The organism is Paenibacillus sp. JDR-2 (assembly GCF_000023585.1).
In the GTDB taxonomy this organism is placed as follows: domain Bacteria; phylum Bacillota; class Bacilli; order Paenibacillales; family Paenibacillaceae; genus Pristimantibacillus.
Window position 1 is genome coordinate 4,476,876 of sequence record NC_012914.1, and the last position, 15,403, is coordinate 4,492,278.

Genomic DNA, 15,403 nt, shown 5'->3' on the forward strand with positions numbered 1-15,403 from the left:
CATCTGTCGGCCCCAAACGCCCCGCTTAAGCGATGTCGCGCTTCTTGAAAACGGCGAAGCTGACGGATAGGAACAGTGCCATATATACTAGCAGTATAACAATGGAAAAGGCTAGCGTCATCCCTTCAACCGGCACGGAATCGCTGCGGTAGACCGACAAGTCTGTATTGGCGAACAGTAAATACTTCGTAATCGCATAACGGGACAGGAGCATAACCAAAAGGCTGCCGACCATCATGGAGAATATGCCGATACCGATTGCCGCACCGTTTGATTTTGTCAGGATCCCAATCATAAAGGTCAACGTCACGAAAATAATCGAATAGACTGCCAGACTCGCTATATTGCTAAGAAAATCCGTCCAAGTCGATTCTCCTGCCCCGCCGCCGTATACGATATAACCGGCAACTACGGCAAACACGGCTGCGGTTACGACTAACGTCAGCGCGTAAAGCACGGAGACGATATACTTGGAAGCCAAAATTTTGTGGCGGCTTTGCGCCCGGATCAGAAGAAACTTAATGGTACCGTAACGATACTCCTGCGTAACGCTGCCTGCCGCGGCTAGAACGGCAAGAACCGGAACGAGCTGGCCTGCGGCTTGAAGCATAATCGTGCCTGTTGCGAAATCAACCGTGGAATTCAAGCCGTCCGGCGACAATTTGTAGAATGCAAAGGCTAAAATCGCGAAAACAACAGCGAGAATGGCATAGGCGACGAAGAACGATTTCTTTTTGCTGAGCTTAAGCCATTCATTAATTAATAATCCCGTAAAGTTACGCAATGCGGTTACCTCCCGTCAGCTTCATAAACTCTTCTTCCAAGGTTGCGCGTACTTCCTCAATCCGGTAGATCGCAATGCCTTCCGCCGCAAGCTTCGCGACAATACCGGGAATCTGATCGTGCAGCAGCTTGATTGCAATCCGGTTGGTGAAGGAATCGCTTTGCGTTACCTCAACCCCGTCGATCTGGCCGATCACTTCTTGCGCTTGCCCCGCATTGCCTACCTGCATGGAGATGGTGAGCACCTTCTGCTTCGGCGATTCCGTTTCCCCGATGGAACGGGCCGTAACAAACTTGCCCTCTTGAATGACAATAACCCGGCTGCACATCAGCTCAATCTCGCTGAGCAAATGGCTGGAGACCAGAATCGCAATCCCCTCGGCCTCTGCGATCCTCTTCAAATACTCGCGCATTTCCTTGATTCCCGCCGGATCCAGGCCGTTTGTCGGCTCATCCAAAATGAGCAGCTTAGGCTCATGGAGCAGCGCTTGCGCGATACCAAGACGCTGGCGCATGCCAAGCGAATAAGCTTTTACCTTTTTGCCAAGTGCCTCCTGCATGCCAACCAGCTTCGTGACTTCCTCAATCCGGGCGCCGGTAACGCCCTCCGTCATCCGCTGGTATTGCTTCAAGTTATCGTAGCCCGTCATATACGGGTAGAACTCGGGGTTCTCGATAATTCCTCCGACATGCCTAATGGCCTTTTCGAAGTTCGTCCGGACGCTTTGTCCGCAAATTCGCACGTCCCCTTCCGACATTCCGATTAATCCCACAATCATCCGCATCGTTGTTGTTTTGCCTGCGCCGTTTGGACCAAGCAATCCCACAACCTCTCCCTTTGCAATATCAAAGGATAATCCGTCCACAATCGCTTTGTTGCCGATCTTCTTCGTTAAACCGTCCAATTGAAGCACGATTGACGGATTCGTAATTTTTGCCGTTGTCATAGCGCCTCTCCCTTTTGTATTAGTGTTATAGTTGAATAGTACACTAGATCATTAGTGATGTAAAGAGGTTGAAACGAAAATATCCATTTTTTTACGAAAAATAGTTGTTTACCCAGGTGGACTATCCTAGAATAGATAAGCACTGACGACTGCTTCGATTGGAGGTTATGAGGATGAGACTGTTTCATTTCAGCGAGGAAAGTGATATTGACGTCTTTGTTCCGAGGGTGAAAGCCAACCGGACCGATATGCCGCCCGTTGTCTGGGCTATTGATGAGGAGCATCAATTCACGTTTTTCTTCCCGAGAGATTGTCCCCGGATCGTCTATACGAGATCGGAAGGATTAACCCCCGAGGATGAACAAAGATTTTTCGGCACTACGGCTGCCAACAAGGTCATCACCGTTGAGACCGGCTGGTATGAACGGATGAAGCAAACGACCTTGTACCGTTATGAGCTGCCTCCAGAGTCCTTCGAACTGTTCGACGAATACGCCGGTTACTACATATCCAAGGAAACCTTGGTCCCCCTTGCGGTACAGCCGCTTCCCAATCTGCTTGATCTCTTGGTAGAGCTTGGCATTGAGGTCCGCTTCACCCCAAGTCTGCATCCGCTTAGAGAGGCTATTCCGCAATCCTCCATCCATGACTTCGGAATTCACCGCTTCCAGAATGCGCAAGCCGATCCAAGACTATAAAACGACGCAAAGGCTGTTCTCCATGGAAGGAGAACAGCCTTTGTCCTTTACTTTTGCCTATAAGATTGGTATTAAACTTTGAAGATTGCCGCTTTTTCCTTCAGTTCATGCGAGGATTGCTGCAAATTCTGCGCCATCCCTTGCAGATTGTCGGAAATGCTATTCTGCTCGACGGACAAATGCCCCATCTGTTCCATCTTGCCATTAACCTCGGAAGAGGTCAGCAAGAGCTTGTCCACGGCTGTAACGATATGAGTGATGCCGGTAGTAATTTCGTTAATCGCGGTCGAAATCTCGCTGACTTGTTCGGATAACGTATTGCTCTGCTTCTCCAGCCCTTTGAATACGTCGCTTGCAGCGGTCGAGGCCTGCTTGGTGGAGAAGATCACTTCGGCGAAAGCACCCATGCTCTTGCTGCTTGCCGCAACATCCTCTTGAATCAGGTACATTTCTTTCGAAATATTTTTCGAGATCTGGTCAGTCTGACCCGACAGCTTGCGGATCTCCTCCGCTACAACCGCGAAGCCCCGTCCATGCTCGCCTGCGCGCGCGGACTCAATCGATGCATTAAGCGACAGCAGGTTTGTCTGCGTATTAACATCCTGAATGCTCTCCAGAAACTTCGATACATTGCTGTAACGTTCGGTAATGCGGTTAAAAGCTTCCGTTACCTGGTTGAATTGCTCAACCGTCTGGTTAACCATTTGGACAACGCCTTCCATATCCACCGAGCCGGTATGGGAGTCGTCTCTCATCTGTTGCATGTCTTTGTTGATATAATCGCTAGACGCCGCAATTTCCTGCGAGCTTGCCGAGATCTGCTCCGTGACAGCCGATATGGAAGTCGCATCGTCATATTGGGAGAGCAGGACGGTAGTTCCCAGATCGATCTGCCCTTTCACCTGCTCGGATGCCGTACGGTTGCGCGAGATCATATCGCCCATCTGGTTCGACATCTGGAGAACGGTCTGGCTTACGCCTAGCGTAGCTTTGATAGTTTCTTTCAAATTATCGCCCATGGACGCAAGCGAACGGTCGATATCGCCAAATTCGTCTTTGCGGTCAAGCGCTTTATTATATGTAAAGTCATTATGCTGATAAGCTTGAATACGTCCCATAATTCCTTGAAGACCGGATCTGATGCTTCTGATCAGACCAACCGTGAACAGGAACGGAATAACGGCCAGAATCAGTACGTTTATCAAGATGATCATATTCGCCGTGTCTACGCTATTCGAGAGAACCTCGTCCGTATGCGCCGCATCTACGGTAATCCGGGCATTGACGTTCTGATTGGCGAACTCCAGCTCATTCAAATAAATATTAACGAGTCTAAGCACAAGCGCCGATTTCATCTCGGCTGTCACATTTTCAAACTGGGTAACATTCGAGCTCTTCAAATCATTGTAGGCAATCTCGTAGATGTTCGCCTGACCGATGTAATTCTGCTGCTCCTCTGCTGCAGGGAACATCTTGTCCAGCTTCTCGAACGTCTTCTTCAAATGCTCGATCTGCCCCGGCATATCGGCCAGACGTTCTTTTGGATCAACAACCTCCGCATTCTGGCTGTTATTGTTGTTCTCGATCGAGTTGATCATCATCAGAAGCGTTTGAAGCAGCGAATTGGAGATTCCTTCATATTCGCGCTGCGCACTCGTCAGCGTATTCGCATTCTTGACGGCATGTGATACCGACAGATTTTGCGTATAGATGAACGCGCCTGCCGCTACGTTAAATAAAGTGATGATGCTGGTCAGCAGAAGCAGCCGAACTCCAATCTTTCTCCTGCCCTCCACAAGCTGTTTTCTTGCACCTAACCATTGCAATGCCTTCTTAACCCATTCCTTCATCCTCGTCGTCTCTCCTCGCTGTCACTGAAAAAAGAAAATAAGCTATCCGGCCATGGACGGGCGGATAGCTGTTTAAGGCACTATGTCCTGCGTCCGGCGGTCTGGCAGCCATCGCTTCTATGCAGCATTAGGCCCATAACTTTGCGTCCTTGCCTTTCGGCAAGTTTGCCTTTTTCAGTTTAATTACGCTATTTTCGACACACAAGGACTAGTTTAGGATATATATACCTATTTGTAAACAAAAAATGGCTCAATTCCCAACACTCCGACTTTAGTCTCATCTCTCTTTGATTCGCTGCCCGAAGACGTTATAATAGATTCCAAGGTGAAACGGCTATCGCCGTCCTTGAGCGGAACAAGAAAAATTTACATAAAGACAGAGACGGGAGTAGTAGACGATGGAATTCCGGTTGGATCTGATTGACGATAAAGTAGAATTTTTTGAAGCTAGCGATCTGCGCACGCTGGAGCTGAAGATCGAGCAGCAGGTCGAGAACAATAAAGCACTGTTGCTGCAGGTTCATCAAGTCCAACACCATGCTGCATTTAACGCCAATACAGGTAAAATGCTGTATAGCGCCGTTGTTCATTTCAAGGCCAAAAAGCTCTAGGAAACTTTCTCAAAAAAAGTCTTGCATAATCCGTACAAGCTGTGGCATAATACGTTTTGTGCCCGACACAAACAATATGCCGGTGTAGCTCAGTTGGTAGAGCAACTGACTTGTAATCAGTAGGTCGTGGGTTCGACTCCTATCGCCGGCACCATTCTTTTCCGGGACGTAGCTCAGCTTGGTAGAGCACCTGGTTTGGGACCAGGGGGTCGCATGTTCAAATCGTGTCGTCCCGACCATAGAGCAAACACGGAAGCTTGATAGGGATCAGGCTTTTTTTGTTTTTCTTCTATTATATATGTTCGAATACATCCTTTAACGTTTGAATGATAAATGCCATATCCTCATCTGTGGAAGACAACGGCGGACTGATCGTAAGCACATTATTGTAGCCTGCGACGGTATCGCCGTTTTTGCCTATTATAAGCCCCTTCGCCTTACACTCCCCTATGATTCGGACAACGCCAGACAGCGGATACGGCTCCTTCGTCCGTTTATCGCTGACCAGCTCAATGCCTACCAGAAAGCCGAAGCTCCGGATATCTCCAACAATCGGATGCTCTTTCAAGTCAGCTAACCCCTCGATAAGCCGTTCGCCAAGCGCGGCCGACCGATCCACCAGCCGTTCCCGCTCCAGAATCTCAAGATTCGCCAGCGCAAGGGCACAAGCAGCCGGCGCACCGCCAAACGTATTCAGATGACGGAAATGGCTGTACATGTCTTTGCCTTTGAAAGCCTCGTAGATGTCTTTGCGAACCGCCGTCGCGGACAAAGGCAGATAACCGCTGGTTAATCCTTTTGCCATCGTGACAATATCCGGCTTGATGCCGTAATTCATATGGCCAAACTTGCGGCCCGAACGGCCAAAGCCGCAGATCACTTCGTCGATAATAAGCAGAACGCCATGCCTTGTGCAGATGTCCCGAACCTTTTCGAGATAAATAGGCTCAGGCACAAGGACTCCCCCGCCGGTAATCGCAGGTTCCATAATGACTGCCGCGATCGTCTCCTGCCCTTCCCATATGATCGTCTCTTCAATCGCCTGCGCGCATTGCAAATTAAATTGCTCGACCGTCATCCCATCCGGACGCCTGTAGCTGTCTGGCGGACGGACGTGAAGGAAACCTCCGGCAAGCGGTTCATACCTATATTTGCGCTGGGCTTGCCCGGTTGCGGCTAAAGCACCCATCGAATTGCCATGGTATGCCCGGTATCGGGAAATAAACTTGTAGCGGCTGGGCGCACCGGATTGTTCATGATATTGCCTTGCAATCTTAAACGCTACTTCGTTCGCGTCAGACCCGCTGTTCGAATAGAAGATGACATAATCGTCCTCCAGCCAGTCATTCAGCTTTTCCGCCAGTCGGATCGCCGGCTCGTGGGTTTGCGTCATCGGATAGTAGGACATGGTTTTGAGCTGCTCATAAGCCGCGCGCGCCAGCTCTTCCCGGCCATACCCCACATTCACGCACCAAAGACCGGACATCCCGTCCAAGTACCGGTTACCCCGGCTATCCGTAATCCATGAGCCTTGTCCTTCCTTAACGACCATCGGAGGTGCCTGCTCGTTATAGGGCGTCATAGCATGCCATACGTATTGACGGTCCTTGGCAATCAAATTCGCTTCATCCTGGTTAGCTGACATCGCTATACACTCCTCTCCTAAACCTATCCATATCTTACCGTAGCCATGTTCTTGCTCGTATAGAATTCAACTCCGTTACTCTTACATCTATGTCTAGTATAGGGACGAATATTACCGTTTACATTAGACAGAATGTCACGAAGTAAAGGGGCTTTTTTGGACATGCGCCGTTAATCCCCGGACCATGCGCTCTCTCGTCTCACGGAGCCGCAATTCCGCTCCATGAGGAGTTGCCGGCTCGCTCCAGGAGAAGCCGTCCCCCTTGTATCTTGGAATCAGATGCATATGATAATGCGTCAGATCGTTAAAGAGACCGCCGTTCTGGCAAATACTAATCCCGTCCGGACAAAAGATTTTCTTTAGTACAATGGACAGCTTCTGAGAAGCAGCCATAATCGCTTGAGCCGTTTCCGAATCGAGCTCTTCTACATCGAGGTAATGCTGCTTAGGCAAAATCAAGAGATGCCCTTCGTTAAACGGAACAATGTCCAGCACGCAGGTCAAATACTCATTTTCATAAACGATATTTAGATCCGGTTCCATTCCGCTGGCAATGCGGCAGCCAAGACAATTCATAAGGCTAGACATTCCTTTCCAGTTTAATAACGAAGTCGGGTTTCGTAACGTAATCCATATAAGTAACCGTACCGTTAAAATCCAAGTAAGCCTGATACCTTGTCCGAATCGCCAGGGAATGGATCAAGTCAAGCACCCTCTCCTTCCGGACCCAGCATACCTCCGAGGTTTCTTCGGAAGTTTGCAAGGAACCGCCTACCGGGCGGCATACAAAATCCAGCATCAGCTTGGTTGGCACATCGGTTACCCCATCATGCCATTTGTACATGCAAGTATTCGAGTATACGCCGATCAATTGCGAGACAACGCATGCAATCCCGCTCTCTTCCTCGATTTCACGAATAAGAGCATCATTTAAATTCTCCCCGACTTCCACCTGCCCGCCCGGGAACACCCATCCGTCATGCTGGGTTTTCACAAGCAGGACATCGCCTCGATCATTCTCCACAATACCGCCAACAGCCAAAATATGAGTAGGCATCGTCATAAGTTTTCCCTCCCCTCAGCTTGTACGACGAACGATATAAGTCAGCCAATTCCCCCGGTATTCGATAGACTTCCCGTATTTGATTTCTTGAACGGCCTGGGGAATCACTCTCTCCAACACAATCTCCCAACCGCTATAACATTCTCTCAAGAGATGAAAAGCTTCGTCTGTCGACAGGTTTAATTCTATTAATCCTTCCGACACTACGCCGGTACTATAATCCAGCTCCTCAGTCTGAGTGCTCATTAAGATTGCATGAATCCCTCGGGATCTTGTCCCTTCTATCATTCGGGCAACAACCCTACGAAAAGCATCTGCGGAGGACACGTGCTCAAGGGAAGAGCAAGCAATGATATAGTCATAGGATTCCGCCGGAATCTGGAAATGCTCGATATCCGCAACTACGGCTTCAAGATGATTTATAACATCGTATTTTTCCGCATTCTCCTGTAAAATCGCGACAGCAGAAGGGAGGAGATCGACAGCTGTCACCTTTCCGTTATTCGCTTTGATCGCTTGAGCAATGGGAATGGCATTTCGCCCAACACCGCTGCCAAGATCCAAAACACGCATCTGATACGGATCCAGCAATGCGAAAGTATCCATAATGGCTTTTACAGGTTTAGCAATCCAAGTTCCGGGAGCAAACAACTCATGTTCCGCATAAAACTTCTCATGGTACTTCATTTCTTCGGTTCTTGCCCGGTGAAATCTCGATTCCAAGATAGCTTCGCCTCTTTCTACCTATTAATCTCTTCATTCTCCCTATATTTCCCATATAAAGCAACTCATTTCTGACTGACGCCACACTCATCTCATCTATTTCCCTGCGCTGGCGGAACCAAAAAAAAGGGATAGCCGCGGCTACCCCTTTTCATTCAAATAAATTTATTACGCCATAACATACTCATTTATGAAATCATTCCTGAATTTCCCGTCCGGGTCGCATTCCAGCATCAATTCACGGAATTCCGGCAGCTTCTCAAACAGGGATTGGACTCGCTCCGCCGGCATCGTAAATACCTTGCCCCAATGCGGTCTTGCGTTATACTTCTCCAGCTTGGATTCGATAAGCGGCAGCACCTGCTTCACCGCTTCCCAGTCCGGTTTCCAGGTAAAATGGAAGCCAACGGTGTCCTGCTGATAGCTTGGGCTTAACCACAGCTCATCCGCAGCAACGGTACGAATCTCGGAAATAAACAACAGCGGGGCGATCTGCTCGCCAAGCTCCCTGATTGAACTAATCGCTTCGTAGGCATGCTCGCGGGCCACAAAATATTCCGTTTGCAGCTCTTCGCCGGCACTAGGGGTGAAATCCATGCGGAAATGCGGCAGACGTTCATGCCATGGACCCGGCACTCCAAACTGCTCGCTGCAATTTTCCGCAGTTTGCTCCGGTACCGGATGGCGCTTCGCTTCCGCGAGGCTGGCTCCGTAAAATTCCGCTAGCACATCCCCTGCCGAGCCCTCGTGAACCAATCTCTTTTGCCAGACTTGATTAATGGCAGAACCCTTCCAATCCGTAAAGAGACTGACGCTGTAAGCGCTGGAGTAAATGGCATCGAAGTTATTCTCGAGTTGCGCCAGCGGGAGAAGATCATAGATATATTGACTAATCTCAAAGGATGGCTGAATGTCCAGCGTAATGGCTGTTACAACGCCTAAAGCCCCTAAGCCGACTACAGCTCCAATAAACTTTCCGTCCTCGTCATCCCGGGAGAATACGGTGATTGTTCCATCCGCTTTTACGATTTCAAGGGCATAAACAGCGGTTGCCAGATTGCCGTTCCGGTCACCGGAGCCATGAGTTGCCGTTGCAATAGCTCCCGCTATCGTAATATGCGGCAGCGACGCCAGATTATGAAGCGCGTAACCTTCCCGATGCAAATATTCGCCCAGATCTCCGTAACGAATGCCGCCTTCTACTTTTACGCGGTTGTTTACCTTATCCAATTCAAGTACACGATTCATCTTCTGAAGCGACACCAGGCTTGCATGCGAATCCGCGATCCCGTTAAAGGAATGTCTCGAGCCTAGCACTCTCAGCTTGCTGTTTCGAACAACAATCTCCTGCACTTGTTCCACATTCTCCGGATAGAGATATTCCAAGGCATTATACGTGTAATTGCCTGCCCAATTTTTCTCTTTTGCCACAACCTGCACTCTCCAGTCATTCAAGATGATAAAGCCTACCTTATAGTCATTAACCGCCCATTCTTCTTTTCCTGCCCCGGAAAAAAATAAAATAACCGGCCCCATCAAGGCCGGTTATATCTTTACAGCATAAACGCCTTCAATTCGCCGCGCACAAACACCGCTTCGAATTCGTCATCGTCCATCTGATTTATTTCATCGATACGCGCAATTAGCAGCTTTCCCGCTTCAAGGAGCTCCGGCCGATACTCAAAAACCCGTTCTATCTCTTCGGATAACCTTGCCGCTGTCCACTCTGTTGGCGCTTCCGTCTCCGTCACTTGATCAATGGTCCATTCACGGCTCTGAAAGCTGAAGCTAAGCCTTGCGCTTATACACTCTTCTAAGCCCACAAGCTGTATGACCAGCATATTGTCCAGCATCTGCAAGCCCTGAGGTAATGCTTGATATTCAAAGCCCTTCTCTATTAACGAAGAAATACGGATCAATCCAATCGACTCCCCCCATAAAACTCGTCAATATGATACCAAATATTCGCGAAAAATCAACAAAATTCGTCAAATTCCCCAGGAACCTTTTCTCAGCCATATTCGTCAGGTAATTGAAAGAATCATTCCCATTCTTTTTCCTATAATAAACGGAGGTAATATGTTCAAGAGCTTAACTCTCATAATTGTGCTGTGCCTAATACTTACAGGATGTACGGAGACAACGGCAATTAAGAAGCCATATGATTCTACCTCTTTAACTTTCGAAAAACCTTTTTCCGGTCAAATCTATACATACAATTACGATGCAGACTTCAGCTTTCAATCCATGAAGCCGAATCACAGCGATATAACCAGTGAGGAGGATCTGAATTTCCCGATAGGAAACGTCAAGTTGATTACTCTGGACGCGGATAACGGTACCGCTGCATCCGGTATTACAGGCACTCATGACGTATATTTCGCGATCATTCCTATCAAAGATAAAGTAATTTACGTCCTCGAATACTCCAGCATGGATAAAAACCCTGAAACCAAGCAATTGTTCATGGAGATCTTGCATGGTGTTCGCTTCACCGGATAACACAAAATAAGCTGCCTCTATTCATTAGAGACAGCCTCTTGTTTACTCCGCGCAATACATAAACCCTATAGCCCCGGGACCGGTATGAGTCGTAATAACCGGTGTTGCCGGACGAATACGGACTGGCGTTGCCGTGATCCGGCTAATCTCTTCGCGAAGCCGCTCGGCTAAGGATAGATTATCGGCATGAGAGATTCCGATCTCGGTTATCTCTTTGCCTTCGGTATCGCTCTTGAATCGTTCCATTAAGCTCTTAATAATCTGGGATGAAGTCCGGACCTTGGTAATCGGCGTATACACGCCTTCCTGCAGCATCGCGATCGGCTTAATGCTGAGCACCGAGCTGATCCAGCCCTTTGCTTTGCCGATACGGCCTCCCTTTACGAGATTTTCCAATGTGTCCACGACAACTAATAATGAAGTATTTTCTAACATGCTTTTTAATCTCGTCTTGATTTGCTGGACCGTGTGTCCTTCTCTAGCAAGCTTAGCCGCTTCAATGACTTGAAACCCAAGCGCTTGGGAGATCATTTGAGAGTCAATAACGATCACCTTGCTGTCGGACATCTCGGCAGCGGCGCTAGCCGACGCAAAGGTACCGCTTAGACCGCTTGTCATATGAATGGAAATAATGGTGTCGCCATTCTTGCCGAACCTATCGTACGTATCGAGAAATACGCCAACGGCGGGCTGCGAGGTTTTCGGGAGCTCGGAGGCCATTTTCATTTTTCGAATAAAATCAAGCGGAAAAATCGTTACGTTATCTTCGTACGTCTCCCCGTCAACATACACCGACAGAGGAATGACCTCCACTTCATGCTGGTCGAGCAGTTCCTTAGGTAAATCCGTTGTGGAATCGGTAACAATCCTGATGCCGGGCATAAAAAGCCTCCTAAAATGAATTATCATCACAATGACCGTAGCTCGGTCATCGTGATCATTCATACCTCGTAAGCATACGCTTATTAAAAGCCAAACTTGTGAACAATACGTAAAGCTATGAAAATGGTTTCACAATTTTTAATGGAATATAAAGGTAATAATAAACAACCCGGCTACATCCGCCGGGTTGTTTATTTTCCTGCCTATGAATCACCAGTTATTGCCTGAACCCGTTACCGTAAAGCTGCTTGACGTATTGGAAAACTTGCCGGATGGCGCGCCGTTTACCGTATTATTGTTAAAGACGGAGCTGCCGGTTGCGGTTCCCCGGATGTACACCCCGTAAGTTCCTGAATTGGTAATCGTGTTCGAAGCATACGTAACCGAAATGCTTGGAGCCGGTTCTTCAATAAAAATACCGCTGTAGATACTATCCTGAATGGCATTTCCGGATACAGCAACCGTCAGGTTCTGGGCTTTGCCCGCATTATTCAGCCAATATGCCCAAATCGCACCGATTTGATAGCCGTAATCTTTATGATAGGAACCCGTCCGAATCAGTACGTTATCTTGTACAGTCAGCGTTCCTGTCATCGAAGGAGGATTAAAGTTTGTTCCAAACGAAATACCCGAACCGTTAACCACCGTATCGGTCAGCAGATTGCCGATCACCTTGTTGTCTTTACCGCCATAAATGGCAATGTTGTTCGCGAGAGTAGGAATTTGAACCGTATTGTAGCTGAACGTGTTGTTCGTATCCAGATAAGTATCCGACCACATCGCCAGACCGTCGTCACCGCTGTTGCGGACCGAGTTGTTCGTCACCGTTGAATTGGATGTACCGTAATGAAGATTCAATCCGTCCGCCCATACGTCACGGATTCTGGAATTCGAGATCGTTGCGTTATTCGTCTGGTTGGTCAGCCAGAAGCCTACCTTCGCATGCTCGATCCACAGGTTCGTCAGAGCGGAATTCGTTCCGTTGCCTTCTACGCCGGATACGCCGTTGTAATCATCGCGGATGATATCGTTCGCGCTGATTTTGAAGTCGGAGACCGTAACGTTGCCTCCGCGCAGATACAGTCCCGCATAGTTGCCGGACAGAGTCGAATACCAGATGCCCGCGCCTTTCATCGAGACGCCGCTGTCGAGATACAGCCTGGTGCCGCTGCCGTCATAACCTGCGCCTTTATTCCCGTTATTCAAGGTAAACGTACCGGATGGAATCCATACGCCTTTATAGGTCCCGCCGGAATTTTTTACCGCATTGATGGCATTGTTGATGGCTGTTGTATCATCCGCGCCGTCATTGGCTACGGCGCCGTAACTGGTGATGGATACATAATTGGATGGCATCGTTAGAGCAGCCGGAATGGCTTCCGTTTCGATCAGGTCGATTGTCACATTTGCCGTTGAGCTGAAGTTCAGGTTCGATGCATTCCTCTGCAGCTTGATAACCGTACCTGCCGGGTACTCCTGATTCAGCACAACCGATACTTCGTCATACAGATGATGCGGAGTTGTTGGCGTGGCGTTTGGATTATTCGACCAGCGGATCTCCCCGCCCTCCGTTCCCCAAGCCCCGTAGTTCCAGCTGTATTTGGATGTCAGATTGATATCTTTAAACAACGTGCCTCCAATGTACATGCTGATAGCCGAATCAATGCCTGTTCCTGCCGCGTTATCCGGAATGGAGTAACGGATCGTTACGCCTTTTGCAGCCTTCGCCAATGTGAATTGCACGTACTGGCCAGCCGCCGCAAGCTGTACGGCTTTCCGGCCGGAAGCTTCCGAGGCAAGATTGCCAAAGGTCGTATTTGGCCCTACAACCGTTCCCGTATAGGTCAACGATTCAGCCTCATATGTGTCATAAGGCATCGTTGCCCCATAGGTTCCGGATGGCGGAGGAGTTACCGGAGGGGTCTCTACAATCGCTACATCGATTTTGTCGATATTCACATTGCCGGTGTCGGTTGTATCGTACCTGTACATGATGGTGTTGTTGCCGGCATTTAAGGTTACCGTATCGGCTTTTGTGCTCCAAGTATCCCAGTTTGCGGTTGCCTGAAGAGAAGTTTGCAACGATTTAGTTCCGTTCGTATAGAGACTAAGCGTTTGCGCTGCCGTGGAACCGTTTGCATATTTTAACGTAACCGTATAGCTGCCTGCCGCTGCCACGTTTACATTGAAAATTGCCGAGGCATTGCCTTTATTGGTATCAATAAATCCTCCTACAAAGCCGGTTCCGCTGTAATCCGCGTGATCCGTTGCAACGGAAGCACCGCCGGACAATACGGCAGCCTCCGCTTCATAGGTTCCCGCTGGAGAAGTAGGTGGAGTTACGGTACCTCCGCTTCCATACACCTCTAGCTCAGAAACCTGCCCGCCTGTAGAACCGGAGTTAGCGGTAAAGTTTACTCGGATATATCTGGCTGACGTTGCTGTAAAAGATAGCGTAACCGTATTGCCGGAAGACGGGTTAAACGTGTACGTATTGGAAGCTGCCGCGGTATTAAAGGTATTATTATCGGCGCTTGCCGCGACGGATAAAGTCTGTGTTCTCGTTCCCCAGGAAGCCGGAAGCTTGAGGACAACGGAGTTTACGCTTTGCGCGCTTCCGAGGTCTACTGTCAGGATGTTTGAATACGAGTTAGCTGCACCTTCGTAATAAGTGGAGATGTTTCCGTCCACGGCATTGGTTGCAGCGAACCCGGCGTAATTATTGTTCGATGCGATCGGCTTGTTCAAGGCCAAGTTCGTTCCGGATGGCGTTGTTCCAGTGGACGTATCGCTGACGACGATGTTGTCCAGATTCACATTGCCGGAATCCGTAGCATCGAATTTATATGTGATTGCGTTGCTGCCCGAATTCAAGGACACGGTTTCGGTTTGAGTGGACCAACTGTTCCAGTCCGGCGTTGCCGAAAGCGAGATTTGTTTCAGCTTTGCACCATTGACGTACAAGCTTAATGTTTTCGCCGAGCCTGTTCCGTTAGAATATCTTAGCGCTGTTGTGTAGCTGCCTGCGGTGCTGGCACTTACTGCAAAGGCTGTGGCTGCATTGCCTTTATTCGCATCCGTATATCCTCCCGCAAAACCGGAGCCGGAATAGCCTGTATGGTCGGTCGCAACAACCACGCCGCCGGATCGGGCTGCCGATTCAGCTTCATAGGTTGCGGATGCTGCGGATACAATCGCGGAGTAAGGCAATTGAAGAACCAATAAAGCCAGAGTGAGTACATAAATGAAGAGCCTGCTGCTTCTTGTCTTTCTGGGCATGAGAATACCTCCAATAGTTTAGGGTTTGAACCGTTAACGAACGCTTCCTCCTCCCTTGTAGGCTGACTCCATAAGCCATTGTAGAAATCTCCCCCGGTCCCGGGCTACCACGCCAGTGACTTCTAGGGCAAAAATTGTGACCTGGGGAAAAGAAAATACCATCTATACGCCAATTCTGCGTGTAGATGGTATTTTGGTTTTGTATAAGGATATCGCTATTCAACAGCAACCCTGACAACCGTCCTCCAGGTTCCGGGTGGAAGGTGGCATTCTCTGCTATGAACTTGGTCTCGGGCAGCTCATCAGCTTAAATTTGTAATCCATAGCCGCTTTCGTAATCTGCTTTAACTGGTTTACGATTTTCCATACCAGCCACGTTTCATCTATAGGCTCCGGCCGGCCCAATGCATATGGAAGGCC

At 48.9% G+C, this 15,403-nt stretch carries 14 protein-coding genes, 2 tRNA genes and 1 riboswitch; of the genes, 5 read left to right on the forward strand and 11 right to left on the reverse strand.

What is annotated here, in order from left to right; all coding sequences use genetic code 11:
- Positions 1–25: 25 nt before the first annotated feature.
- Both PJDR2_RS19805 and PJDR2_RS19810 read right to left on the reverse strand, forming a co-directional pair.
- Positions 26–784 carry a DUF2705 family protein gene (locus PJDR2_RS19805; RefSeq protein ID WP_015845501.1) on the reverse strand — a complete coding sequence of 253 codons (759 nt, stop codon included), beginning with the start codon at positions 782–784 and terminating at the stop codon, positions 26–28.
- Complete coding sequence (locus tag PJDR2_RS19810) at positions 777–1,730, reverse strand: ABC transporter ATP-binding protein (protein WP_015845502.1); 954 nt, start codon at positions 1,728–1,730, stop codon at positions 777–779. The genes PJDR2_RS19805 and PJDR2_RS19810 overlap by 8 nt, the downstream gene beginning before the upstream one ends.
- Before the next feature lie 173 nt (positions 1,731–1,903).
- On the opposite strand from PJDR2_RS19810, the gene PJDR2_RS19815 reads away from it, so the two are divergent.
- A complete protein-coding gene (locus PJDR2_RS19815; RefSeq protein WP_015845503.1) occupies positions 1,904–2,428 on the forward strand; it encodes a DUF6886 family protein in 525 nt (174 codons plus the stop codon).
- A 71-nt stretch (positions 2,429–2,499) separates the two neighbouring features.
- Here PJDR2_RS19815 and PJDR2_RS19820 read toward each other — a convergent pair whose 3' ends face one another.
- On the reverse strand, positions 2,500–4,278 hold the full coding sequence (locus PJDR2_RS19820; RefSeq protein WP_015845504.1) for a methyl-accepting chemotaxis protein: 1,779 nt from the start codon (positions 4,276–4,278) through the stop codon (positions 2,500–2,502).
- Positions 4,279–4,370: 92 nt separating this feature from the next.
- Positions 4,371–4,458, reverse strand: a riboswitch (cyclic di-GMP riboswitch).
- A 218-nt stretch (positions 4,459–4,676) separates the two neighbouring features.
- Here PJDR2_RS19820 and PJDR2_RS19825 point away from each other — a divergent pair.
- The 3 genes from PJDR2_RS19825 (at position 4,677) to PJDR2_RS19835 (ending at position 5,128) form a co-directional block, all read left to right on the forward strand.
- On the forward strand, positions 4,677–4,889 hold the full coding sequence (locus PJDR2_RS19825) for a YrzA family protein (protein WP_015845505.1): 213 nt from the start codon (positions 4,677–4,679) through the stop codon (positions 4,887–4,889).
- 78 nt (positions 4,890–4,967) lie between these two features.
- Positions 4,968–5,043: transfer RNA gene (locus PJDR2_RS19830), tRNA-Thr, on the forward strand.
- A gap of 8 nt (positions 5,044–5,051) precedes the next feature.
- Positions 5,052–5,128 (forward strand) — tRNA-Pro (locus PJDR2_RS19835).
- A gap of 53 nt (positions 5,129–5,181) precedes the next feature.
- Here the strand turns inward: PJDR2_RS19835 and PJDR2_RS19840 are convergent.
- The 6 genes from PJDR2_RS19840 to PJDR2_RS19865 all read right to left on the reverse strand — a co-directional run bounded on the left by PJDR2_RS19840 (position 5,182) and on the right by PJDR2_RS19865 (position 10,239).
- Positions 5,182–6,534 carry an aspartate aminotransferase family protein gene (locus PJDR2_RS19840; RefSeq protein ID WP_015845506.1) on the reverse strand — a complete coding sequence of 451 codons (1,353 nt, stop codon included), beginning with the start codon at positions 6,532–6,534 and terminating at the stop codon, positions 5,182–5,184.
- Positions 6,535–6,669: 135 nt separating this feature from the next.
- Positions 6,670–7,110 (reverse strand): HIT family protein, encoded by a 441-nt coding sequence (locus tag PJDR2_RS19845; RefSeq protein WP_015845507.1) that lies wholly within the window; start codon positions 7,108–7,110, stop codon positions 6,670–6,672.
- 4 nt (positions 7,111–7,114) lie between these two features.
- Positions 7,115–7,597, reverse strand: coding sequence for an NUDIX hydrolase (locus PJDR2_RS19850; RefSeq protein WP_015845508.1), 483 nt, complete (start codon positions 7,595–7,597; stop codon positions 7,115–7,117).
- Between the two features lie 15 nt (positions 7,598–7,612).
- Positions 7,613–8,320, reverse strand: coding sequence for a class I SAM-dependent methyltransferase (locus tag PJDR2_RS19855; protein ID WP_015845509.1), 708 nt, complete (start codon positions 8,318–8,320; stop codon positions 7,613–7,615).
- A 168-nt stretch (positions 8,321–8,488) separates the two neighbouring features.
- A complete protein-coding gene (locus PJDR2_RS19860) occupies positions 8,489–9,751 on the reverse strand; it encodes an FAD-binding protein (protein WP_041614437.1) in 1,263 nt (420 codons plus the stop codon).
- 122 nt (positions 9,752–9,873) lie between these two features.
- The gene (locus PJDR2_RS19865; RefSeq protein WP_015845511.1) at positions 9,874–10,239 is read right to left on the reverse strand and encodes a hypothetical protein; all 366 of its coding nucleotides are present in this window, start codon (positions 10,237–10,239) and stop codon (positions 9,874–9,876) included.
- A gap of 394 nt (positions 10,240–10,633) precedes the next feature.
- On the opposite strand from PJDR2_RS19865, the gene PJDR2_RS32950 reads away from it, so the two are divergent.
- A complete protein-coding gene (locus PJDR2_RS32950; RefSeq protein ID WP_150106523.1) occupies positions 10,634–10,822 on the forward strand; it encodes a hypothetical protein in 189 nt (62 codons plus the stop codon).
- 42 nt (positions 10,823–10,864) lie between these two features.
- Here PJDR2_RS32950 and PJDR2_RS19875 read toward each other — a convergent pair whose 3' ends face one another.
- On the reverse strand, positions 10,865–11,704 hold the full coding sequence (locus PJDR2_RS19875; protein WP_015845513.1) for a DegV family protein: 840 nt from the start codon (positions 11,702–11,704) through the stop codon (positions 10,865–10,867).
- A gap of 210 nt (positions 11,705–11,914) precedes the next feature.
- On the reverse strand, positions 11,915–14,983 hold the full coding sequence (locus tag PJDR2_RS32000; protein ID WP_015845514.1) for a discoidin domain-containing protein: 3,069 nt from the start codon (positions 14,981–14,983) through the stop codon (positions 11,915–11,917).
- Positions 14,984–15,403: the final 420 nt, after the last annotated feature.

Coding starts and splice junctions, on each gene's coding strand:
- PJDR2_RS19850 (WP_015845508.1), bottom strand. CDS start 7,597: ATGACGATGCCTACTCATATTTTGGCTGTTGGCGGTATTGTGGAGAAT.
- PJDR2_RS19825 (WP_015845505.1), top strand. CDS start 4,677: ATGGAATTCCGGTTGGATCTGATTGACGATAAAGTAGAATTTTTTGAA.
- PJDR2_RS32000 (WP_015845514.1), bottom strand. CDS start 14,983: ATGCCCAGAAAGACAAGAAGCAGCAGGCTCTTCATTTATGTACTCACT.
- PJDR2_RS19845 (WP_015845507.1), bottom strand. CDS start 7,110: ATGAATTGTCTTGGCTGCCGCATTGCCAGCGGAATGGAACCGGATCTA.
- PJDR2_RS19820 (WP_015845504.1), bottom strand. CDS start 4,278: ATGAAGGAATGGGTTAAGAAGGCATTGCAATGGTTAGGTGCAAGAAAA.
- PJDR2_RS19815 (WP_015845503.1), top strand. CDS start 1,904: ATGAGACTGTTTCATTTCAGCGAGGAAAGTGATATTGACGTCTTTGTT.
- PJDR2_RS19840 (WP_015845506.1), bottom strand. CDS start 6,534: ATGTCAGCTAACCAGGATGAAGCGAATTTGATTGCCAAGGACCGTCAA.
- PJDR2_RS19810 (WP_015845502.1), bottom strand. CDS start 1,730: ATGACAACGGCAAAAATTACGAATCCGTCAATCGTGCTTCAATTGGAC.
- PJDR2_RS19875 (WP_015845513.1), bottom strand. CDS start 11,704: ATGCCCGGCATCAGGATTGTTACCGATTCCACAACGGATTTACCTAAG.